Genomic DNA, 20268 nt, shown 5'->3' with positions numbered 1-20268 from the left:
TTCGGGCGACTCAGGCGGGCGGCGCGGTCAGGGAGGAGGCGCGGACCTGCAGCTCGGGGAGGACCTGGGTGCGCTGCGTCGGGCGACGGCGGCCCTCGGACAGGCGGGCGACCATCGTCTCGACGGCCATCCGACCGATGTGCTGCTTCGGTGGGCGCAGCGCGGTGATGGGCGGCTCGCCGTTCTCCGCGACCTCGTCGTCGTAGGCGACGATCGCGAGATCCTCGGGGATCCGCACGCCGCGGTCGAGGCAGTGGTGCTCGAGCAGGATCGCCTGCGGATCGGCGTGCACGAACAGCGCGGTGGTCCCCGTGGCGAGGCACTCGTCGACGAGCGCACCCAGCCGGGCGTCCCTGGCGCCGTTCTCGACGTCGTCGATCTCGGCGTTCACCGTCAGTCCCGTGTCCAGCCCCAGGTCCGCGGACGCCCTGGCCCAGCCGCGCCGCAGGTGGTCGGAGGTGGGGGAGTGCCGTGCCGCGGCGATGCCGATGCGGCGGTGCCCCTGCTCGTACAGGTGGCGGACGGCGAGCACCGCGCCGAACTCGTGGTCCGTCGTGACCCACTCGAGCGACCGCAGCGCGAGCGAGGACGGCGCGCGACGCTCGGCCAGCACGACCGGGATCGGCAGCGCATCGAGCCAGGCGAGGAGGGCGTACCCGTCCTGGCCCGCGGTGTCGGGTGCGGCGATGAGCCCGTGGATCCCACCCGTCTCCACGAGCGCGGCCATCTGCCGGCGCTGGTCGGCCGGGTCGTAGGACGAGCCGCGGAGCACGAGCTGCGAGCGGCTGAGGGCGGCCGTGGCGCGGGCACCGTTGACGATCTGCGGCCAGTAGTAGCTGAGCGACGGCACGACCATGCCGATGCGGTACCTGGCGGGGCCGGCGGCGTCGGCCGATCGCGCGACCGTCTGGTCGAGGGAGCTCCGGGCGGTCGCGCCACCGTGGACCCGCGTGACGAGCCCGAGGTCGGCGAGCGCGGTGATGTCGCGTCGGATCGTCAGCTCCGTGACGCCGAGGATGACGGCGAGTTCGCGGACGACGACGGAACCGTTGCGTCGGACCTCGTCCATGATCCGTTCGCGGCGCTCGATGCCGAAGACCTGTGAGGGTCCCGTGCCGCCCGTCGGTCCCCGGTCGCCGGAGACGTCGTCGTCGCTCATCGTGCGGCCTCCACGGTGACGAGCAGACGATCCGCATCGGGACGTGGCAGCAGCCGCACGCGGGTGATCGTCTCGCCCCAGGACGACCGCATCATCGCGTCGTCGAGTCGGACGACCTCCATCGCGACCTCATCCGCGTCGTGCTGGAGCATCACGTCCCGGACGCCGGCGACCGGCCGGTGGAGGCGCAGGGTCGCCTGATCGACCTCGGTCACGTCGCCCCACAGCATGAGGGTGACGGCCGTGCCCGCCGGGTCGTCGAGCGTCCAGACGTCCTCGATCACGACCCGCGACGCCGTGCGGTCGAGCGTCGCGGTCCGGCGCCAGTGTTCGTGCTCCGCCAGTCCGTAGGCCGCGGCGAGGTCCATCGACCAGCTCGCCTGTGCGCCATGGTCTCCGCCCCGGCGATCGCGCGCCGCGAACTCCGGTCCATGCTGCTGCAACAGACCGCGCGGTGCCGGGACGCTGTGCCAGTCGCTGCGCATGCACCAGATGTCGTAGCGGTCCGGGCCGAAGGTCCGCGCGTCGTAGGTGGGCCGCCCGGGATCGATGACCGCGGGGACGCCGTCGAGTGCGACGATCACGCTCCCCAGGTCGTTGTGGTTGTGGTTCTCGTCGTTGTGGCCGCCCTTGAGGCTGACCGCGAGTCCGTCGGATCGCCCGTCGTGCTCACGGGCGAGACTCACGCCGATCGACGGCAGGTCGACCGAAGCCGGCAGCGGCAGCGGCAGCGTCGCGCTCCGGGCGTCCGCGACCGCCCACTGCACCGATCGAGGCAGACGCGGACGAGACGTCCGAGTCCGGCCCGGTCCGTGGCGACGGGTGCGTCGGGATCGCGATGCGCCGTGGCGTACGCGACGACGTCCGGCAGCTCGAGTCGCCGGCCCCAGCGATGCAGGAGATCGAACGGGAGCGTGCGATCACCGCGTGCTCGGGCATCCGCGACGTTCACGTACCAGTCGGCGGACAGCTGCATCCGCAGCGGGAAGCGCAGTGACTCGGGCAGCAGGTCGAGGCCGTCGAGCGCGAGGCGACCTCCGGCGAGACGATCGAGGGTCTCGACCGCTTCGAGCGCGCGTGCCGCTCCGTTCCACCAGTACTCCCAGCCCTCGTCGATCGCGCCGTCCCGAGGGAGGCCCGCCAGGTAGCGGTCGATGCCGTCGACGGCTCGGTCGATGACGAGCTCGGCGCGGTCGGGGCTGCAGAGCACCGCTGCCGCGGCGATCGTGTTGCCGAGGATCCAGGGGTTCCAGTTGTGGAGGACGACCGGCTCGCCGTCAGGATCGACATCGAGGCCGAGCCAGTGCCAGTCGTCGCGGTCCAGGAACGGCCGGAACACCCGGTGCTCGGCCTCGGCTCGCAGCCGATCGGTCAGCCCCGGGTAGCGCTCGTCGAGCTCGTCGCCGAGGACGGCGATCGCCCAGGCGACGGCCGCGACCGCCTCACCGGCGCCGAGGTCGAGGAACGGTTCGTCGAGCGACGGCGTGACCGTCCCGAACCGGCGGAACGCGTCGTCGTGGGCCGCCCAGCACCAGGTCGTCTGCTCCGCGAGGAGCCACAGGCCGTCGGCGACCTCGGCGAGCGGGTCGTGCGGTGCGGCCACCGCGACACCGGCTGCAGACGCGGCGGCGAGGACCACGGCGCGGGAGAGGCGTGCGAGTCGGTCACCGACCGCCGTCTCGTAGGAGAGGCGCTCCCCGATCAGCGGATAGGCGCTGTACTGCGAGAAGAGCGGCTGGGGCCAGGGCGCCGCCGCGCGGTCGGTGGCCGCGGACTCGCGCGTCGCCTGGGCGACGAAGGAGTCGAGCAGCCGTCGGTCGATCGAGCTCCAGTCGCCGTCCGGCACGATGGACTGCAGTGCGGTCGCCGGGCGCTGTGACCACGCCGTCACCAACGGGCCGATGCGACCGACGCCGCTCATCGGTGGCCGGTGTGGCGGGTGCGGTCTGCGAGGGTGGATGCACGACGTCTCCATGATCATCTTCGATCGAGCTTGTTCGTTTGTGATCGACTGTTTTGACTCCGATCGGATTGGAGTATTCACTACCTGACAACCGCATGCAACCGCGGCCCACTCGAAGGAGAGCACCAGATGTCGAACGCCGCGCGCCCCGCAGCCCTGGTCGCCATGTGGCCCGACGTGTTCTCGACGCTCTTCGACGACGCCCGCCTGGCCCGGCTCCACGCACTGTGCGAGGTCCGCGACGACGAGACCACCGGCGACCTCGACGACCCGGCGCTCGCCGCACGGCTCGCGGAGGTCGAGGTGCTCATCACCTCGTGGGGCACCCCGCCGCTCACGGCGGAGCGACTCGACCGCATGCCCCGGCTGCGCGCGGTCTTCCACTGCGCCGGCACGGTCCGCTCGCTCGTGACCGACGCGGTCTGGGAGCGCGGCATCGTCGTCACCACGGCCGCCGAGGCGAACGCCATCCCGGTCGCCGAGTTCACCTTCGCCTCGATCGTGCTCGCCGGCAAGCGGGCACAGGTCTTCGCCCGCGACCCGCGGGCGCACCGTCGCGAGTGGCGCACCCTGCTCGAGACCACGAACCTGTCCAACCTCGGACGCCGCGTGGGCGTCGTCGGCTTCTCGCGCATCGGCCGTCGCGTCGTCGCCCTGCTCCAGCAGCTCGACGCGGTCGAGGTGCTCGTCGCCGACCCCTACGCCGACGCCACGGCCGTCGCCGCGGCCGGAGCCCGCCTCGTCCCGCTCGACGAGCTCCTGCCGAACGTCGACGTGCTCTCGCTGCACGCCCCGGAGCTCCCGGAGACGAAGCGCATGATCGGGGCTGCCCAGCTCGCGGCGCTCCCGGACGGCGCCACGGTGATCAACACGGCCCGCGGGAGCCTGCTCGACACCGACGCCCTCGCGGCGGAGTGCGCGAGCGGACGTCTGGACGCGATCCTCGACGTCACCGACCCGGAACCGCTGCCCGTGCACTCGCCGCTGCTCGACCTCCCGAACGTCTCGATCACCCCGCACATCGCGGGCTCCCTCGGCCGGGAGACGCTGCGCATGACGGACGCGGCGCTCGACGACCTCGAGCGGTTCCTCAACGGCGAGCACCCGCGCGAAGCCGTCCGGGTCGCCGACCTGGGGGTGAGCGCCTGATGGTCGCGCTCCTGACCGCCCCGGCGTCGGAGACACTCGCCCTGGACCGCACCCTGTCACCGTCGACCGGCTGGACGCGCAGGCACTGGGAGGACCTCGCGGACCGGCTGCTCGGCGGTGCCGAACCCTTCACCTCGCCCGGTCGTGCCCGCATCCTGTTCCCGGGTGCGCCAGGCGGCTACGGCTCCGACATCGACGGGTTGGAGGGGTTCGCGCGGACGTTCATGCTCGCCGCCTTCCGCATCGCCGGTGATCCCGCACGGACGGGCGACCTCGTCGAGCGCTACGCCGCCGGCCTCGCGGCGGGCACCGACCCGGACTCCCCGGAGCGGTGGCCGCGGCCGGACGAGGTCGACCAGGCCAAGGTCGAGGCCGCAGCCATCGCGATCGGACTCCACCTCACCCGTGCCGAACTCTGGGACCGTCTCGACGACCGGACCAAGCGCACGACGATCGACTGGCTCGCCACCGTCATCGGCCAGCCGTACCCGCCCATCAACTGGGTGTGGTTCCGCATCGTCGTCGAGGAGTTCCTGCGCACGGTCGGCGGCCCGTTCTCGGAGGCGGACCTCGAGGAGGACCTCGCGATCGCGGACGGTTTCTTCCGCGAGGACGGCTGGTTCGCCGACGGCGGCACGCGCGCCTACGACCACTACACCGGGTGGGCGCTCCACCTCTATCCGGTGCTGTGGCGCACGATGCTCGCGCCGGGCCACCCGCATCAGGCACGCCTCGACCGCTACGACGCCCACCTCGACCGCTACCTGGAGGACGCCGTCACGCTCGTCGGCGCGAACGGATCGCCGCTCGTCCAGGGGCGGAGTCTCATCTACCGCTTCGCCGCCGCGGCACCGTTCTGGGCCGGTGCGATGGCCGGATCGACCGCGCTCTCGCCGGGACTCATCCGTCGGGCGGCCAGTGGCGTCGTGTCGCACTTCGACGCCGCCGGCGCCCCCGACGACCGCGGGATCCTGACGCTCGGCTGGCACCACGAGTGGCGGCAGCTCGCACAGTCCTACTCCGGCCCCGGTTCGCCCTACTGGGCGTCGAAGGGCATGCTCGGGCTCGCGCTCCCGGCCGACCACCCGGTGTGGACGGCCACCGAGGAACCACTGCCGATCGAGCGGGGCGACGTCCTCCGCACCATCGTCGCCCCGGGCTGGATCGTCAGCGGGACGACCGCCGACGGCATCGTCCGTGTCGTCAACCACGGGACGGACCACGCGAACGACGGCGTCGCCCAACGCGACGCCCCGCTGTACGCACGCCTCGGGTATTCGACGGCGACCGCGCCGGTGCTCTCCGCCGATGCCCGCGACCCGTTCGACGGATCGGTCGTGCTCCTGGACGCCGAGGGTGTCCCGAGTCACCGTTCCGGGTTCACCAGAGGTGCCCTGACGCCGCTGCCGACCTCCGACGGATCGTCCACCGGTTGGTCGACGTCCTCCGGTCTCGCCCGCTGGATCGACGCCGATGCCGACGGCCCGGACCATGGCCACGGCCACGCCGCGGACCGGACCCGGACCGGCGCGCGGATCGACCTCTGCTCAGCCGTCCGCGGGCCCTGGGAGGTGCGGTTCGTCCGCGTCGTCCCGGGCGCCGGCGACGAGGTCCCGCTCGGCGCGCTCCGTGTCGGCGGGTGGACCGTCAGTGGTCGTGACCTGACCGTCGCCACCGACCAGACCTCGGCGGTCGCCGTCGCCGACGGCGTGCGTTCGGTCGTCGTCGCGCTCCCGAGCGAGCACGACCCGCTTCCGACCGGCGCGCTCCGGTCGGGCGTCCGGGACCTCGACGACGCCACCCCGCTCGGACCCCGTTCGGGCACGCCGTGGTGCGAGACCGACGGTCCCGTCCGCCCGGACCACTGGCACGCGTTCGCGCTCCTCCTGGATGGCGCCACGCAGCCGGGCGTCGTCGCCCCGGCGATGGCGGGCGTCGCCGGGTCCACCGCCCGCACCATCACCTGGCCGGACGGCGCGACGACGTCGCTCGACCTGCCCGCGTCGCACTGACGCCCACCGACCGCTCCACCCCGCAGCATCCCCGTCCCACCAGCACCGCCACCAGCACCGCCATCACCACCGACAGCACCACTACTCACCGAGGAGCATCCGCAATGAAGCGACCCATCCTGACCATCTCCGCGATCGCCGCAGCAGCCGGCCTCGCCCTCACCGGCTGCTCAGGTGCCGGCTCCGCCCAGCAGGACGAGGACGGCCCCGTCACGCTCAGCGTCTCGGTCTGGAACTACGACCAGACGCCCGAGTTCAAGGCGCTCTTCGACGCCTTCGAGGCCGAGCACCCCGACATCACGATCGAGCCCGTCGACATCCTCGCCGACGACTACTCCGACAAGGTCACGACGATGCTCGCGGGCGGCGACAAGACCGACGTCCTCACCATGAAGAACGTGACCGATTACGCGCGCTACGCGAACCGCGGCCAGCTCGTCGACGTGGGCGACGTCGTCGACGACATCGGCGCGGACAAGCTCGCCGGGATCGAGCCGTTCGCCCTCGACGACACCTACTACGCGGCGCCGTACCGCCAGGACTTCTGGCTGCTGTACTACAACAAGGCCATCTTCGACGCGGCCGGCATCGAGCACCCCGACAACCTCACCTGGGACGAGTACGCGGACATCGCGGCGAAGCTCACCTCGGGCGACGGGGACTCCAAGGTCTACGGCACGTACAACCACTACTGGCGCTCCGTCGTCCAGTCGATCGCCGCAGCCCAGACCGGTGGCGACCTCATCAGCGGCGACTACGGCTTCATGCAGGACCAGTACGACCTCACCCTCGACCTGCAGGAGCAAGGGCTACGCGCTCGACTACGGCACGGCGAAGACCCAGCAGATCAGCTACCGCACGATGTTCGAGACCGGCAAGGCCGCGATGATGCCGATGGGCACCTGGTACATCGCGGGCATCGCGCAGTCGATCGAGACGGGCGCGACCGACGTCGACTGGGGTGTCGCGCAGATGCCGCAGCTCAAGGCCGGTGAGGAGACGGTGACGTTCGGCTCGCCGACCGCGTTCGCCGTCAACAAGAACTCCACGCACCAGGCCGCCGCGAAGACCTTCCTCGAGTTCGCCGCGAGCGAGGCCGGCGCGAAGGCCATCGCCGCGATCGGTGTCGTCCCCGCGTACCAGTCCGACGACGTCACCGCGGCGTTCACGGCCCTCCCGACCGACGACCTCTCGGTCAAGGCGTTCCAGGAGCCGAAGGACGTCGTCCTCGAGATGCCCGTGAGCGAGTACTCCTCCGACGTCAGCTCGATCCTCGACGAGGAGCACGACCTCATCATGGTCGGCGAGTCGGACGTCGACGACGCCATCACGAAGATGCAGGACCGCGTCAAGAACGACGTCCTCGTCGACTAGTCGCGATCGCGGGGCCGGCACGCTCGGCCCCGCGATCCCCGCGTCCGCCCGGCGCGTCCCCACCGACCCCGCACCACCGTCCTCGAAAGGCTCGTCATGGCGATCGCAGCCCCACCGCAACGCACCCGCTCCAGCAGCCGCGTCCGCAGGAATGCGCTCGTCGGCTGGAGCTTCATCCTGCCGAACTTCATCGGCTTCGCGCTCCTGACCCTCATCCCGATGTGCGCGGCGTTCGTCATCGCGTTCATGAAGTGGGACTCGTACTCACCGCCCGAGTGGGTCGGGTTCGCGAACTTCGCCCGCATGATGCGTGACGAGTCCTTCTGGATCGCGCTCGGCAACACCGCCTACTACGCGGCCGGCCACATCCCGCTCACGATCCTCGCGTCGCTCGGCCTGGCACTGCTCCTCAACCGCAAGCTGCGCGGCCTCGGCTTCTTCCGCACCGCGATGTTCTTCCCGTACATCACCTCGCTCGTCGCCGTCGCCGTCGTGTGGAACATGCTCTTCAACCCCACCGCCGGCCCGATCAACCAGTTCCTCGAGCTCATCGGTGTCGCCGACCCGCCCGGCTGGACGACGAGCTCCGCGTGGGCGATGCCGGCCGTGATCATCACGAGCGTGTGGCGCGACATGGGCTACTACATGGTGCTCTACCTCGCTGGGCTCCAAGCGATCCCGCAGGAGTACTACGAGGCCGCCGAGGTCGACGGTGCGAACGCCTGGCAGCGGTTCTGGAACATCACGATCCCGTCGCTCCGTCCGACGACGTTCTTCGTCCTCATCATGGTGACGATCGCGAGTTTCAAGGTGTTCGACCTCATCGTCGTCATGACGGGAGGCGGCCCAGGCCGGTCCACGCTCGTCCTCTCGCAGCTCATCTACCGCGAGGGCATCACCGAGAACCGCTTCGGATACTCCTCGGCGATCTCGCTCGTGCTGTTCGTCATCGTGCTCGTCTTCACCGTCGTCCAGTTCAAGCTGCAGCAGAGGAAGGAACGCTGATGTCGACCAGTGCCACCACGCGTGCCTCGTCCACGGTCCCGTCGCAGGCGGAGGTCGCGATCGCCGAGGTCACCGACGCCATCACCCCGCCCGTGCTGCCCGGTGCTGGAGGCAAGCGCACCCGGGTGCGCCGCCACGGTCCGATCTCGCCGCTGCGCCGCGTGCTCATCTACGTGATGCTCACCGTGCTGACCGCGATCATCTTCGTCCCGTTCTTCTGGATGGTCTCGTCGTCGCTCAAGCAGAACAACGAGGTGTTCTCGATCCCCGTCCAGTGGATCCCCACCGAGTTCGTCTGGCAGAACTACGTCGACATCTGGACCCGCATCCCGATGCTGACCTACCTCAAGAACTCGCTGTTCCTGTCGGTCACCATCACGATCCTGCAGGTGCTCACCGGGAGCTTCGCCGCCTACGGCTTCTCGAAGATGCACTTCAAGGGACGTGACGTGCTGTTCGTGGCCTACATCGCGACGATCGCGGTGCCGTGGCAGGCCTACATGATCCCGCAGTACATCATGATGCAGAACGCCGGCCTCGTGAACACGCACCTCTCGATCATCCTGCTGCAGGCGTTCGGCGCCTTCGGGGTGTTCCTCATGCGGCAGTACTACCTGACCATCCCCGACGAACTGAGCGAGGCCGCCCGCATCGACGGCCTCAACGAGTACGCGATCTGGTGGCGGATCATCCTGCCGCTGACGAAGCCGGCGCTCGCGAGCCTCGCGCTGCTGACCTTCGTCTCCACCTGGAACGACTACATGGGTCCGTTCATCTACCTGACGAGCAACGACCTCTGGACCGTGCAGCTCGGTCTGCGCTCCTTCGTCGGGCAGTACGACGCCGAGTACGCGCTCATCATGGCCGGGTCCGTCGTCTCCGTCATCCCGATCGTGCTGATCTTCCTCCTCGGCCAGCGCTACTTCATCCAGGGCATCGCGACGAGCGGGATGAAGGGATGAGCGCGGTGACCGAGCGGCGTGCGGACAACCGTGCCGGCGGCGTGCGCGGACTGCTGCAGCCGCGCCGGGAGACCTTCGAGTCGGTGTTCGGCGTCGTGTACCGATCCCTCATGGTCGGCGTCGGCGTCGGGATCGGCGCGCTCCCGCTGGCGGCCGCGATCGTCCTCGTCGCCGAGCCGCTCGCGAGCTGGCCGTTCCTGCTGCTGTGCTCGCTCCCGCTCGGCCCCGCCTTCGCCGCCGGCTGCTGGTCGTTCCAGCGGTCGCGCGACGCCGCCGATGCCGGGCCGCTGCGGGAGGTCGGGATCGGCCTCCTGCGGACGTGGCGACCGGCGCTCGCCGTGTGGTCGCTCGTGTGTGCGCTCACGTTCGTCGTCGTGATCGACATCGTCGCCGTGTGGGGGACGCCGTTCGCGATGCTGCTCGGGCCGCTGCTCGTCGTCGTGCTGCTGCTCGCGGTCGTCGCAGCCTTCGGCGTGTTCGCCGGGCTGGCGGCCGCTCCGGGCCTGCGGTTCCGGGCCCAGCTGCTCGGCGGGCTCGTCCGGACCGTCCGTCGGCCGGGCACCTCGCTGCTCTCGCTTGTCCTCCTGGCCGCCTGGGCGGTCATCGTCCTCGCACAACCGGTGCTCGGGCTCCTCGCCCTCGGCGGCTTCGTCCTCTACGCGGTCTGGAGCAACGCCGCGGCGGCGCTCGCCGACTGACGACGCGGATTGTCCGACGCTCGGCTCGGTTGAGTGGTTGGATCGACGCATGGGCGAGCACAGAGGTCACGGGCACAGCGGTCAGCGGACACTCACCACCAGCGGATGGCACGACTTCTGGGCGAAGGGCGGTGTCGGGCGGGCGTTCCTGCTGGCGATCGTCTACCTCGCCCTGTACCTCGGTGCCGGATGGGTCGTCGGGCAGCTCTTCGGCTCGCAGATCGGCGAGGACGTCTTCGCGACCCCGCAGAGCGTGTTCTTCGGGCTCATGCTGCCGCTCGTCGTCGGCTCCCTCCTCCTGGCCGGCTTCGTCCTCTCGGTCGGATGGTTCCGGGAGCTGTTCGCGAAGGCAGCCCATCCGCGGCCGGTGGTGGATGTGGGTCGCACCGATCGTGATCCTCGCCGCGGTCGTCCTGCGCCTGCTCGGCATCGACTACGGGAGCTACGAGGGTTCCGTGGTCGCTGGTCGCGATGCTGTCCGGGGTGTTCATCGGGTTCGCCGAGGAGATCCTGACCCGCGGCCTGGTCGTGAAGATGCTGCGCGACGCCGGCAGCTCGGAGTGGATCGTCATGGTGGTCTCCTCGCTGGTCTTCGCCCTGCTGCACGCCTCCAACCTCCTGTCGGGCCAACCGGTCACGACCGTGCTCGTGACCGTCGTCTACACCTTCGGATTCGGCGTGTGCATGTACCTGACGCTCCGGGTGACCGGCAACCTCATCTGGCCGATCCTGATCCACGGACTCTACGACCCGACGCTCTTCCTCTCGACCGGTGGGATCGACCACGCGGGAGCCGCCGCCGGTCAGAGCGTGTTCCTGGCGATCGCCGGTCCGGCCAACCTGCTCATCATGCTCGTGGCCGTGATCGGCTTGATCTTCGTCCGTGGGCACGTGCAGGCCCACCCGGCCGACGACGTGCTGCGGCCGTAGGCCGAACGGGCCTCATCGACCGGCCGAGTACGCTCGGACGGATGACCACCGCGCGGCAGTACCCGGCGACGATCGCCGCGCCGGTCGAGCACGAACTCGTGATCAAGAAGTCGCGCTTCCTCGGCCTCGCTCACCCGGTCGCGTCGCCGGAGGACGCCGAAGCGGTCATCGCGCGGGTGAAGAAGCAGGCGTGGGACGCACGACACCACTGCGTCGCGATGGTCACCGGGCTGCTCGGCGACCAGGCCCGCTCGTCCGACGACGGTGAACCGTCCGGCACGGCGGGGATGCCGATCCTCGAGGTCATCCGGCGGCGCGAACTGACCGACGTGGTCGTCGTCGTCACGCGGTACTTCGGCGGCGTCAAGCTCGGGGCGGGCGGGCTCGTCCGTGCGTACTCCTCGGCGGCCTCCGAGACGCTCGACCTCGCCTCGCTCGTGCGCCGTGAGACGCTGACCCGCGCGACCCTCGTCGTCCCGCACGCCGAGGCCGGGCGGTACGACAACCTGCTGCGCGATTGGGCCGGTAGCCACGGCGCGACGCTCGGCGATCAGACCTACGGGGCGCAGGCGGAGCTGGAACTGTGGGTGCCGCCGGCGGAGCTGGAGCGGCTCCAGGCGGACGTCGCGTCGGCCTCCAACGGTTCGCTCGCCGTGGCCGTCGGGGAGGAACGCGTCGTCGACGTCCCGGCGCCTCGCTGAGCTGCCCGGATCTGCACGGAATCGGCCGGATGCCGAGCAGATCCGGGCGACTCAGGGGAACGTGCGGTCCCGATAGGGTCGGACCATGCACACCGACGTGACCCGCATCGACGGGCTTCCCGACCTCGCCTGGACCTCGACCCCCGGAATCGCATCGTTCGACGCCGATGCCGGAGCGCTCACCCTCACCTCCGCCGCCGGCGTCGACTGGAGCAACAGCTCGCTCGGTGGGCCGCGTGAGTTGCGTGCCACGGCGCTCGCCTTCGACGCACCCGACCACTTCACGCTCTCGGCACGGGTCGCGGTCGTGGGCGAGCGCAGCACCTTCGACGCCGGTGCCCTCGCACTCTGGATCGACGACGAGCACTGGGCCAAGCTCTGCTTCGAGCAGTCGCCGCAGGGGCAGGCGATGGTGGTGAGCGTCGTGACGAACACCTGGTCGGACGACGTGAACTCGACGCACGTCACGGCCGACCACGTGTGGATGCGCGTCAGTCGTCTCGGTGAGGCATGGGCGTTCCACAGCTCGACCGACGGTGTCACGTGGGACTTCGTCCGGGTCTTCCGTCTGCACAGCGACGCCCCGGTGCGCGTCGGGTTCCTCTCGCAGGCGCCGCTCGGTCCGCCCTGCGAGGCGCGGTTCGACGAGATCGCGTTCGGTGCAGCGCCCCCGACGGACCTCCGCGACGGGAGCTAGTCGTCCTCGACCGATGCGTCCGCGGATCCGGAGTTGACGTATCGGAACCTATCTTCCTATAGTGGCTCCATGGCACGCAGACGACCCGGCACGCTCTTCCCGCTCGAGCTCGACATCCTCGACGTCGGCACCGTGTTGCAGTCGACCGAGGGGAGCTTCTACGGGTTCGCCCTCGCGAAGCAGCTCGCCGAAGCCGGGGACGCCGCCCTCACCGCGCACGGCACGCTCTACAAGGCCCTGTCGCGGATGGCGGACGCCGGCCTGATCGAGGCGACCTGGGAGGACCCGGAGGTCGCGGAGGCGGAGGGTCGTCCTCGTCGTCGGCTGTACCGGATCACGGGTGAAGGCGCGACGGCCCGGGATCGGGAGCACGCGAGGATCGCCGGTGAGCAGGCCGCCGCGGCGAGGCCGGCGGGTGCGGCGTGGACGCAGGGGGCGATCGCATGACCGCCATCCGGACGCCGGAGTACCGCGCGGCCGCCCACCGGGTCCTGAACTGGTGCGGGTGGTACACGCGCGACCTCTCGCCCGATGTCGCCGGGGAGCGCCGCGACGAGATCGCGTCCGACCTGCACGAGCACGCCGTCTGGGCCGAGGAAGCGGGCGTCACGCCGCAGCGGCTCCGGCGGGACATCATGCTGCGGGCCATCCGCGGGATCCCGCACGACCTCTCGTGGCGCTCCGGGCAGTTGCGCGCGGGCCACGGCGTCGATCCGATGCCGCTCGGCATGCGGCGGGCCGGCGACGTCCTCGCAGCCCTCGTGGTGACCGGTGGCGTCCTGGTCACCGGAGCTGCACTGTTCCTCCTCGTCCGGATCGTCCGTGCGCTCGTCATCGGCGACGTCGTCGAGGTGCCGGCGGGCGCGCTCGGTGTGGCGGTCGCCGCGGTCCTGGGCGTGGTCGGGCTCGTGCTGTCGCTGCGGCGACGCAGTCGATGGCTCGGCGCGGGGCTCCTGGCGCCCGCAGCGGTCCTCATCGGCGTGCTCGCGGGCGACATCATGTACCGCGTCAGCGCGACCGGCGTGCTCATCGTGTCCCGCCTGAGCTCGCACGGGGCCGGGCTCGAACCGTGGTGGGTGATGAGCGTGGCGATCGGCGTGGGTGCTGCGCTCGGGTTCATCGGAGCCGCGGTGTGGTGGTGGCCGGGGGGTCGCCGAACGACGGAACGGGACGCAGCGGCGTCGATGCAGGGGGAGACGGTATGAGCGGGAACGAGATCCACGACGGGCCAGACGCGGCGCAGGAGGCGGCACCCGTCCGCCGGAGTCCCGGAACGCTCCGTCGACGGATCGGGCTCGGCATCGCGATGAGCGGGGTGCTCGCGGTGGCGGCCGGCGGGGTGTTCATCGGGGTGTCGAACGCCCAGGCGGCCGCTGACGACGCGCGGTCCCTCGAAGCGGTCGCCGAGGCCGCAGCGTCGCTCGACGAACTCCCGCCCGTCGAACCCGTGGTGCCCGCGGATCCCACTGCCACGCCGGACGCTGGCGAACCCGTCTCGCCGGCGTCCGGCGTCGACTACTCGCAGACGCCGGAGGGCTGGTACGACGCGACCACCGACCCGGCTTCGATCGTGATCCCAGCCGACCGACTCGTACCTCGAGTGACGGGATCTGGGAGGCACAGCAGCAGATCATCGCGAAGTGCATGGCTGATCAGGGGTTCTGGTACGCGTGGACGAACGATCGATCGCAAGATCCTCGATCCGCTCTTCGGCATGGTCATGCTCGGAGGACGACCCGACGGCCGCGTTCCTGGCCCGGTGGGCGGACGACACCCCGATCGATCAACGCGTACGACTGGAAGCTCGCGCAGGCTGCCACGGCTACGCCGTCCACGTCACCGGGATGGACGACGCCCACTGACGCCGTCGATCGCCGGTGCCGTCGTCGGACGCCGGTGCTAGCGTCGCCCGCATGAGAATCCTGTTGATCGGTGCGAGTGGACATGTCGGACGAGCGGCGCAGGACGCCCTCGCGGAACGTCACGAGGTGATCGCGGTGTCGCGCTCGACGGCGCCTGCCGTCGACACCACCGACGAGGCGTCGATCGAGGCGCTGTTCGCCGAGGTGGGCGAGGTCGACGCGGTCATCGTCGCCGTCGGATCGGTCCCGTTCAAGCCCGTCGAGGAGTTGACGCGCGACGACTACCGCGCGGCCTTCCTCGGCAAGGTGCTCAGCCAGCTCGACGTCGTGCGGATCGGGACGCCGTTCGTCCGGGACGGCGGCTCCTTCACGCTCACGACGGGCATCCTCGCCCGCGAGCCGATCGCGACGGGTGCGGCGGCCTCGATGGCCAACGGAGCGGTCGAGTCCTTCGTGATCGGTGCCGCCCCGGAACTCCCGCGCGGCATCCGCATCAACGCCGTCAGCCCCACGGTGCTCGCCGAGGCCACCGGCTACCACGACGCGTTCCCGGGCTTCCCGCCCGTCGCGTCCGACGTGGTCGGCCTGGCGTTCGTCCGTGCCGTCGAGGGGGTCGGCACCGGGCGCGTGCTCGCTCTCGACTGAGCCGTCCCGGCACTCCTGAGGGGAGGCATGTCGTCGTCCGGCCGTTCGCCAGGCGACGATCCGCCTCCCCTCAGTCGCGCTCTCGACGCGGCCGACACCCAGCGCTAGGGTCGGCACATGACCCGCTTCCTGCTCAGCATCGCCGTCAGTCTGCTGTCCTCGGCGATCGGGCTGCTCGTCGCCGACTGGGTCGTGCCCGGCGTCCGTCTGTCGCTCGGCGGCTTCATCATCGCCGTCGTCGTCTTCACGATCGCGCAGGGCGTCCTCGGGCCGTTCATCCTCCGCCTCGCGCGGCGCTACGCCTCGGCGATCCTCGGCGGCATCGGACTCGTGACGACGCTCGTGTCGCTCTTCGTCGCGTCGATCCTCCCCGGCGGCCTCCACATCCGCGGTGTCCTGGCCTGGGTGCTCGCACCGCTGGTGGTGTGGCTGGTCACGGCGCTCGGGAGCTGGATCCTCGGCTGGGCGCTCATCACGCGACGGTTCGGCGACCGGGATCGCGACCGGGGCCGTACGAGCTCGAAGCGGTAGGCGGCGACGGAGCCCGGACGGGATCAGCGGCTGGCGGCCAAGGCGGCTGCCAGCTCGACGCGGCTCGCGACGCCGAGCTTCCGCAGGACGTTCGCGATGTGGAACTTGACGGTGTTCTCGCTGATGGTGAGGGTCTCGGCGATCGCCCGGTTCCGTGCTCCACCGGCGGCCAGCTCGGCCACGCTCCACTCGCGCTCGGTCAGCGCGGCGGCCGCCGAGTCGGAACGTGTCTGGGCTGCGGGCGGTGGGTCGAGCGGAAGCGTCACGTGCAGTTCCGAACCCCACCCGGGCGTCGCCTGGACATCGAGACTGCCGCGGAGTGCCGCGACCCGAGCGCCGAGCTGCTGCACGCTCGGGGTGTCGACGGTCAACTCGCCGGGGCCGTCGTCGCGGATGCCGATGAGCAGGTTGCTACCGTCGCAGTCCCACTGCACCCGGACCCGCCCGACCGAGGACTGCTCGACGAGCGCGAGGACCGTGCCGCGGACGATCGCCCGTCCGGCGTGCGCCACCTCACCGGGGAGGGCCCGACCGTCGACGGGCGGCTCGATGAACTGGACCTCGGGGCCGCCGAAGCGGGCCAGCGGGCGGAGGTCCTCGCGGAGTCTGGCGAAGGCGCGCGCGACCGGTTCCTCGGCCAGCTGGCGGTCGCGGTCGGACACCGCCCGCAGCTCGACCATCGCGGCCGAGGCGATCTCGGTCACCGCCGCTCGGGCGTCCTCGGGCGACGTCTGCCGCGACCGGGTGACCGCGAGGATCGACTCCAGCGTCGTCGCATGGGCGTCGGTGAGTTCCGCGATCGCGCCGGCCCGCTCGCTCGACGCGGCCCGCGAGTCGCGGAGGTAGTCGGGGGCCGCCGTCGCGACCTGCTGGCGGATGCCGGCCGCGACGACCTCCCACAGGGCGCCGACGAGCCGGTCGTCGATCGGTCCCTGCGGGTCGGTCAGGACGAGGAGGGCGCCGGTGTCGGCCAGCCAGGCCGCGATCGGACGCTCCGCGCCTGCGATCACCGCCGACGTCGGCCGGTCGGCGTGTGGTCCGGCATCAGCGAGTCGCCGTGGTTACCGGGCCGCGCGGGGTGCGCTGTCGGACCGCGTCGAGCTCGGCGATCGTGACGCCCTCGACGATCGCCGGGTCGCCGGCCTTCTTCCGGGGGCGACCGGTGCAGTCCTCGGTGAAGATCACGAGCGCGGAATGGGCGACGACCGGCTCGAGGACCTCCCGGAACGCACCGGCGATGCGCAGCAGCGAGCTCGATGCGACGGAGGCCAGGCCGTCGAGCAGCTCGACCGGGTAGGTGACAGTGCGTTCGGTCATGTCCGCACCCTATCCCATCGGTCCACACCCACCCGTTCGGGTAGGTGAAACCGTTCGGGCGAGCAGCGGTGCACCTACCCGATCACGCCCAGGATGGAGGGATGTCGAACCCCAGCCGTCCCTCCATCCACGTCGGTGACGCCTGCGACCTCGACGGTCCAGGGGGCGCTCGCCGCGATCGACGCCGAGCTGCATCGCACCGTGTCGAGCCTGCTGGAGGCCGATCCGGCTCCCTTCGCCGGCGCACTCGACCGCCTGCGAACGGCGGACCGCGTGTTCGTGTCCGGTGCCGGTCGTTCCGGTCTCGCGCTCCGGATGACCGCGATGCGACTCATGCACCTCGGGCTCACCGTGCACGTCGTCGGCGAGACGACGACGCCCGCCATCACCTCGGGTGACGTCCTGCTCGTCGCCAGCGGCTCCGGTACGACGACGGGTGTGGTGCGCGCTGCGGACACGGCCGTCTCCGTCGGGGCACAGGTGATCGCCATCACGACCGACCCCGCATCCCCGCTCGCCGAGTTGGCCGCCGAGACGATCGTCGTCCCCGCCGCGCAGAAGACCGACCACGGCGGCACGCGTTCCGTGCAGTACTCGGGGAGCCTCTTCGAGCAGGCGGTCATGCTGCTCGGCGACGCGTTCTTCCATGCGCTCTGGCAGTCCGACGGCGTCAGCGCCGAGGAGCTGTGGCCGCGCCACGCGAACCTCGAGTAGTCACCCCGATCCCTTCCCACGCGCCCGGCAGACGTCGGACGCATCCCATCACGACAGAAAGCAGCACCACATGAAGCTCCAGGTAGCCATGGACGTCCTCACCACCGAGGCAGCCCTCGAACTCGCCGGGAAGGTCGCGCCCTACGTCGACATCCTCGAGCTCGGCACGCCCCTCATCAAGAGCGAGGGCCTGCGTGCCGTCACCGCGGTCAAGGACGCCCACCCCGACAAGATCGTGTTCGCCGACCTCAAGACCATGGACGCCGGTGAGCTCGAAGCCGACATCGCCTTCTCCGCCGGTGCGGACATCGTCACCGTCCTCGGGACCGCCGGTGACAGCACGATCGTCGGCGCCGTGAAGGCCGCGAAGGCGCACGGCAAGTCCGTCGTCGTCGACCTCATCGGGGTCGCCGACAAGGTGCAGCGCGCGAAGGAGGTCACCGCTCTCGGTGCCGCGTTCGTCGAGATGCACGCCGGTCTCGACGAGCAGGCGGAGGAGGGCTTCACCTTCCAGACGCTCCTGTCCGACGGTGAAGCGGCCGCCGTGCCGTTCTCGGTCGCCGGTGGCGTGAACGTGTCGACGATCGCGTCGGTGCAGCAGGCGGGCGCGCAGGTCGCCGTCGCCGGTGGTGCGATCTACTCGGCCGACGACCCGGCGGCCTCCGCGGCAGCCCTCCGCGCGGCAATCGTCGCGTAACCCCCTCCGCCAACCCCGCACCTGTCGGGTTGGCCAGCGCGGTGCGCTGACGTGAGCGCGGTGCATCGGACGTGAGCGCGGGTCTCCAGAGACCCGCGCTCACGGCTCCGGGGCGCGCTCGGGTCAGCGCACCGCGCTGGCGCATCGGGTGGGTCGGCTGGGTGAAGTCCGAACATCGGACGGGATTCGGGCGTGACGCGGCATACTGGGCGGATCACCACGCGACGCTCGTCGGATGAGCGCGCGGCCGAGTACCCGGAGGATCCGCCGATGACGACCGATTCCAGCCCAGAGCAGCCCATCGCACAGACGACCTCGGGAGCGGTCCGCGGGACGCGCCGCGCCGACGGATCGGTCGCCTTCCTCGGCATCCCGTTCGCCGAGCCGCCGACCGGAGCGAGACGGTTCCAGGCCCCCGAGCCCAAGGCGCCCTGGGACGGCGTCCTCGACGCGACCGCCTACGGCGCGACACCGCAGCGGAAGGCCCTGGCCGAGATCACGACGATCCCGGAACCGTCGATCCCCGGCGACTCGACGCTCAACGTCAACGTCTTCACGCCCGACCCGACACCCGACCGCACGACGGTGCCGGTCTGCCCGTCCTCGTCTGGATCCACGGCGGCGGCTTCATCGCCGGGTCGCCCGCGAGCCCCTGGTACGACGGTCGGGCCTTCAACCGCGACGGCGTCGTCACGGTCTCGGTGTCCTACCGCCTCGGCTTCGACGGCTTCGGCTGGCTGCCCGACGCCCCGGCCAACCGCGGGGTCCTCGACTGGATCCTCGCGCTCGAGTGGGTGCGTGACAACATCGCGGCGTTCGGCGGCGACCCGCGGCGGGTCACGATCGCGGGCCAGTCCGCCGGCGGCGGGTCCGTCATGACCCTGCTCACGGTGCCGTCCGCGCAACACCTGTTCCAGCGGGCGATCTCCGTGTCCGGAGTCCCCGGCGACGTCCCGCTCCACGAGGCGCAGGCCCTGACCGGGCGACTCGCCGAGCACCTCGGGGTGCCCGCGACCCTGGCCGGCTTCGCAAGCGTCCCGGAGGCGACGCTGATCGAGGCCCAGGGCTTCGAGGTCGTCCCCGGCGGCGCGACCGACCCGGAGTCCGTGCTCCGCGGGATGACGACGATGAACGGCCGCCTCGGTCTCGGCCCGATCGTCGACGGCGAGCTGGTCGTCGACACCGTCGAAGCCGGCATGATCGCGGGACGAGGCGCGGACAAGCCGTTGCTCGTCAGCGCGACCCGAGAGGAGTTCGCCGGGTTCTTCACCGGTCGACTCGACGAGTTCGACGCCGTGGCGCCGACGCGTGCCCTGGAACTCATGGGCGTGCCGGAGCCGCTCGCCGAGGCGTACGTCGCGACCCAGCCCGGCGAACGCACGGGACTCGTCGCGGGGCGCTTCGTGAGCGACGTCATGTTCCGGGAGCGCGTCATCCGATGGCTGGCGCTGCGGGACGACGCCGAGACCTGGGTCTCCGACTTCGTGTGGCGCTCGGCGGTGAGCGGGATCGCGGAGCACTGCCTCGACGTCCCGTTCATCTTCGACGTGCTCGACGACCCGGACGTCACCCGGGTGGCGGGCCCGCACGCGCCGCAGGAGCTCGCTGATCGGATCCACGGCGCGGTCGTGGCGTTCGTCCGAGACGGGTCGCCGGGCTGGTCGCGGTCCGACCGCGACGCCTCCGGGATCGAGGTGTTCGACGCGGCCGGGGCGCCGACGGTCGAGCCGTTCGCGAGTGCGCGCGTGCTCGCAGCGGCGAAGCGACTCGCGGAAGCGGCGTCGACGACGGCATCGACACCGGTCTGACGGGCCCGGGCACTCGGCTCCTAGGACGAACCGGGCCGTTCTGC

24 protein-coding genes and 1 pseudogene are annotated in these 20268 nt (G+C 71.1%); 20 read left to right on the top strand and 5 right to left on the bottom strand.

Annotated elements, in window-relative coordinates; genetic code table 11:
• Nucleotides 1-10 precede the first annotated feature (10 nt).
• From AC5JOC_RS02110 to AC5JOC_RS02100, 3 genes are read right to left on the bottom strand one after another with little or no spacing between them, the layout of a single operon-like run.
• A complete protein-coding gene (locus AC5JOC_RS02110; protein ID WP_197977376.1) occupies nt 11-1159 on the bottom strand; it encodes a substrate-binding domain-containing protein in 1149 nt (382 codons plus the stop codon).
• Nucleotides 1156-1845, bottom strand: a complete 690-nt coding sequence (locus AC5JOC_RS02105) for a hypothetical protein (RefSeq protein ID WP_494245047.1) — start codon at nt 1843-1845, stop codon at nt 1156-1158. Before AC5JOC_RS02105 ends, AC5JOC_RS02110 begins: the two co-directional genes overlap by 4 nt.
• Nucleotides 1842-3080, bottom strand: a complete 1239-nt coding sequence (locus AC5JOC_RS02100; RefSeq protein WP_494245046.1) for a hypothetical protein — start codon at nt 3078-3080, stop codon at nt 1842-1844. The genes AC5JOC_RS02105 and AC5JOC_RS02100 overlap by 4 nt, the downstream gene beginning before the upstream one ends.
• A 171-nt stretch (nt 3081-3251) precedes the next feature.
• On the opposite strand from AC5JOC_RS02100, the gene AC5JOC_RS02095 reads away from it, so the two are divergent.
• The 16 genes from AC5JOC_RS02095 (at nt 3252) to AC5JOC_RS02020 (ending at nt 15688) form a co-directional block, all read left to right on the top strand.
• Nucleotides 3252-4271, top strand: coding sequence for a hydroxyacid dehydrogenase (locus tag AC5JOC_RS02095; protein WP_198425031.1), 1020 nt, complete (start codon nt 3252-3254; stop codon nt 4269-4271).
• Nucleotides 4271-6283: a DUF2264 domain-containing protein gene (locus AC5JOC_RS02090; protein ID WP_494245044.1), complete on the top strand. Its 2013-nt coding sequence runs from the start codon at nt 4271-4273 to the stop codon at nt 6281-6283. Before AC5JOC_RS02095 ends, AC5JOC_RS02090 begins: the two co-directional genes overlap by 1 nt.
• Before the next feature lie 104 nt (nt 6284-6387).
• Nucleotides 6388-7278 (top strand): ABC transporter substrate-binding protein, encoded by an 891-nt coding sequence (locus AC5JOC_RS02085; protein WP_494245042.1) that lies wholly within the window; start codon nt 6388-6390, stop codon nt 7276-7278.
• A complete protein-coding gene (locus AC5JOC_RS02080; protein WP_494245172.1) occupies nt 7169-7657 on the top strand; it encodes an extracellular solute-binding protein in 489 nt (162 codons plus the stop codon). Before AC5JOC_RS02085 ends, AC5JOC_RS02080 begins: the two co-directional genes overlap by 110 nt.
• A 96-nt stretch (nt 7658-7753) precedes the next feature.
• Nucleotides 7754-8662 carry a carbohydrate ABC transporter permease gene (locus AC5JOC_RS02075; protein ID WP_124768540.1) on the top strand — a complete coding sequence of 303 codons (909 nt, stop codon included), beginning with the start codon at nt 7754-7756 and terminating at the stop codon, nt 8660-8662.
• Nucleotides 8662-9624: a carbohydrate ABC transporter permease gene (locus tag AC5JOC_RS02070; RefSeq protein ID WP_159877437.1), complete on the top strand. Its 963-nt coding sequence runs from the start codon at nt 8662-8664 to the stop codon at nt 9622-9624. Before AC5JOC_RS02075 ends, AC5JOC_RS02070 begins: the two co-directional genes overlap by 1 nt.
• The gene (locus AC5JOC_RS02065; protein ID WP_494245040.1) at nt 9621-10322 is read left to right on the top strand and encodes a hypothetical protein; all 702 of its coding nucleotides are present in this window, start codon (nt 9621-9623) and stop codon (nt 10320-10322) included. Before AC5JOC_RS02070 ends, AC5JOC_RS02065 begins: the two co-directional genes overlap by 4 nt.
• A gap of 49 nt (nt 10323-10371) precedes the next feature.
• On the top strand, nt 10372-10836 hold the full coding sequence (locus tag AC5JOC_RS02060) for a hypothetical protein (protein WP_494245038.1): 465 nt from the start codon (nt 10372-10374) through the stop codon (nt 10834-10836).
• Complete coding sequence (locus AC5JOC_RS02055) at nt 10806-11252, top strand: CPBP family intramembrane glutamic endopeptidase (RefSeq protein WP_494245036.1); 447 nt, start codon at nt 10806-10808, stop codon at nt 11250-11252. Before AC5JOC_RS02060 ends, AC5JOC_RS02055 begins: the two co-directional genes overlap by 31 nt.
• A gap of 41 nt (nt 11253-11293) precedes the next feature.
• Nucleotides 11294-11953 carry an IMPACT family protein gene (locus AC5JOC_RS02050; RefSeq protein ID WP_159877441.1) on the top strand — a complete coding sequence of 220 codons (660 nt, stop codon included), beginning with the start codon at nt 11294-11296 and terminating at the stop codon, nt 11951-11953.
• A gap of 85 nt (nt 11954-12038) precedes the next feature.
• Complete coding sequence (locus tag AC5JOC_RS02045; protein ID WP_229939551.1) at nt 12039-12650, top strand: DUF1349 domain-containing protein; 612 nt, start codon at nt 12039-12041, stop codon at nt 12648-12650.
• Between the two features lie 69 nt (nt 12651-12719).
• Entirely contained in the window at nt 12720-13097 is a 378-nt protein-coding gene (locus tag AC5JOC_RS02040; RefSeq protein WP_159877445.1) for a PadR family transcriptional regulator, read from the top strand.
• Complete coding sequence (locus tag AC5JOC_RS02035; RefSeq protein ID WP_494245033.1) at nt 13094-13855, top strand: hypothetical protein; 762 nt, start codon at nt 13094-13096, stop codon at nt 13853-13855. Before AC5JOC_RS02040 ends, AC5JOC_RS02035 begins: the two co-directional genes overlap by 4 nt.
• The gene (locus AC5JOC_RS02030; protein WP_494245032.1) at nt 13852-14553 is read left to right on the top strand and encodes a hypothetical protein; all 702 of its coding nucleotides are present in this window, start codon (nt 13852-13854) and stop codon (nt 14551-14553) included. Before AC5JOC_RS02035 ends, AC5JOC_RS02030 begins: the two co-directional genes overlap by 4 nt.
• Before the next feature lie 10 nt (nt 14554-14563).
• Nucleotides 14564-15157, top strand: coding sequence for a short chain dehydrogenase (locus AC5JOC_RS02025; RefSeq protein ID WP_191940377.1), 594 nt, complete (start codon nt 14564-14566; stop codon nt 15155-15157).
• Nucleotides 15158-15274: 117 nt separating this feature from the next.
• Nucleotides 15275-15688 (top strand): phage holin family protein, encoded by a 414-nt coding sequence (locus tag AC5JOC_RS02020; RefSeq protein ID WP_137242431.1) that lies wholly within the window; start codon nt 15275-15277, stop codon nt 15686-15688.
• A gap of 23 nt (nt 15689-15711) precedes the next feature.
• Here the strand turns inward: AC5JOC_RS02020 and AC5JOC_RS02015 are convergent, their stop codons facing one another.
• Both AC5JOC_RS02015 and AC5JOC_RS02010 read right to left on the bottom strand, forming a co-directional pair.
• Nucleotides 15712-16698 (bottom strand): LuxR C-terminal-related transcriptional regulator, encoded by a 987-nt coding sequence (locus AC5JOC_RS02015; protein ID WP_494245029.1) that lies wholly within the window; start codon nt 16696-16698, stop codon nt 15712-15714.
• A gap of 34 nt (nt 16699-16732) precedes the next feature.
• Nucleotides 16733-17005, bottom strand: coding sequence for a hypothetical protein (locus AC5JOC_RS02010; RefSeq protein ID WP_494245028.1), 273 nt, complete (start codon nt 17003-17005; stop codon nt 16733-16735).
• Nucleotides 17006-17098: 93 nt separating this feature from the next.
• Between AC5JOC_RS02010 and hxlB the strand changes: the two genes are divergently transcribed.
• The 4 genes and pseudogenes from hxlB (at nt 17099) to AC5JOC_RS01990 (ending at nt 20224) form a co-directional block, all read left to right on the top strand.
• A complete protein-coding gene (gene hxlB, locus AC5JOC_RS02005) occupies nt 17099-17719 on the top strand; it encodes a 6-phospho-3-hexuloisomerase (RefSeq protein ID WP_494245026.1) in 621 nt (206 codons plus the stop codon).
• A 70-nt stretch (nt 17720-17789) separates the two neighbouring features.
• Complete coding sequence (gene hxlA / locus AC5JOC_RS02000) at nt 17790-18416, top strand: 3-hexulose-6-phosphate synthase (protein ID WP_064297125.1); 627 nt, start codon at nt 17790-17792, stop codon at nt 18414-18416.
• Between the two features lie 270 nt (nt 18417-18686).
• Nucleotides 18687-18950, top strand: a pseudogene (locus AC5JOC_RS01995) (carboxylesterase family protein); the annotation flags it as partial.
• A complete protein-coding gene (locus AC5JOC_RS01990; protein WP_494245171.1) occupies nt 18848-20224 on the top strand; it encodes a carboxylesterase family protein in 1377 nt (458 codons plus the stop codon). The pseudogene AC5JOC_RS01995 and the gene AC5JOC_RS01990, both read left to right, overlap by 103 nt.
• Nucleotides 20225-20268 lie beyond the last annotated feature (44 nt).

The sequence above is a fragment of the Plantibacter sp. genome, assembly GCF_059073635.1.
This window is presented reverse-complemented; position numbering and strand designations above follow the sequence as displayed.

What these genes read in the sequence shown, in the direction of transcription:
- AC5JOC_RS02070 (WP_159877437.1), top strand. Translation starts at nt 8,662, where the DNA reads ATGTCGACCAGTGCCACCACGCGTGCCTCGTCCACGGTCCCGTCGCAG.
- AC5JOC_RS02080 (WP_494245172.1), top strand. Translation starts at nt 7,169, where the DNA reads ATGATGCCGATGGGCACCTGGTACATCGCGGGCATCGCGCAGTCGATC.
- AC5JOC_RS02050 (WP_159877441.1), top strand. Translation starts at nt 11,294, where the DNA reads ATGACCACCGCGCGGCAGTACCCGGCGACGATCGCCGCGCCGGTCGAG.
- AC5JOC_RS02010 (WP_494245028.1), bottom strand. Translation starts at nt 17,005, where the DNA reads ATGACCGAACGCACTGTCACCTACCCGGTCGAGCTGCTCGACGGCCTG.
- AC5JOC_RS02040 (WP_159877445.1), top strand. Translation starts at nt 12,720, where the DNA reads ATGGCACGCAGACGACCCGGCACGCTCTTCCCGCTCGAGCTCGACATC.
- hxlA (WP_064297125.1), top strand. Translation starts at nt 17,790, where the DNA reads ATGAAGCTCCAGGTAGCCATGGACGTCCTCACCACCGAGGCAGCCCTC.
- AC5JOC_RS02085 (WP_494245042.1), top strand. Translation starts at nt 6,388, where the DNA reads ATGAAGCGACCCATCCTGACCATCTCCGCGATCGCCGCAGCAGCCGGC.
- AC5JOC_RS02090 (WP_494245044.1), top strand. Translation starts at nt 4,271, where the DNA reads ATGGTCGCGCTCCTGACCGCCCCGGCGTCGGAGACACTCGCCCTGGAC.
- AC5JOC_RS02035 (WP_494245033.1), top strand. Translation starts at nt 13,094, where the DNA reads ATGACCGCCATCCGGACGCCGGAGTACCGCGCGGCCGCCCACCGGGTC.
- hxlB (WP_494245026.1), top strand. Translation starts at nt 17,099, where the DNA reads ATGGAGGGATGTCGAACCCCAGCCGTCCCTCCATCCACGTCGGTGACG.
- AC5JOC_RS02025 (WP_191940377.1), top strand. Translation starts at nt 14,564, where the DNA reads ATGAGAATCCTGTTGATCGGTGCGAGTGGACATGTCGGACGAGCGGCG.
- AC5JOC_RS02030 (WP_494245032.1), top strand. Translation starts at nt 13,852, where the DNA reads ATGAGCGGGAACGAGATCCACGACGGGCCAGACGCGGCGCAGGAGGCG.
- AC5JOC_RS02095 (WP_198425031.1), top strand. Translation starts at nt 3,252, where the DNA reads ATGTCGAACGCCGCGCGCCCCGCAGCCCTGGTCGCCATGTGGCCCGAC.
- AC5JOC_RS02100 (WP_494245046.1), bottom strand. Translation starts at nt 3,080, where the DNA reads ATGAGCGGCGTCGGTCGCATCGGCCCGTTGGTGACGGCGTGGTCACAG.
- AC5JOC_RS02075 (WP_124768540.1), top strand. Translation starts at nt 7,754, where the DNA reads ATGGCGATCGCAGCCCCACCGCAACGCACCCGCTCCAGCAGCCGCGTC.
- AC5JOC_RS02045 (WP_229939551.1), top strand. Translation starts at nt 12,039, where the DNA reads ATGCACACCGACGTGACCCGCATCGACGGGCTTCCCGACCTCGCCTGG.
- AC5JOC_RS02065 (WP_494245040.1), top strand. Translation starts at nt 9,621, where the DNA reads ATGAGCGCGGTGACCGAGCGGCGTGCGGACAACCGTGCCGGCGGCGTG.
- AC5JOC_RS02060 (WP_494245038.1), top strand. Translation starts at nt 10,372, where the DNA reads ATGGGCGAGCACAGAGGTCACGGGCACAGCGGTCAGCGGACACTCACC.
- AC5JOC_RS02110 (WP_197977376.1), bottom strand. Translation starts at nt 1,159, where the DNA reads ATGAGCGACGACGACGTCTCCGGCGACCGGGGACCGACGGGCGGCACG.
- AC5JOC_RS02020 (WP_137242431.1), top strand. Translation starts at nt 15,275, where the DNA reads ATGACCCGCTTCCTGCTCAGCATCGCCGTCAGTCTGCTGTCCTCGGCG.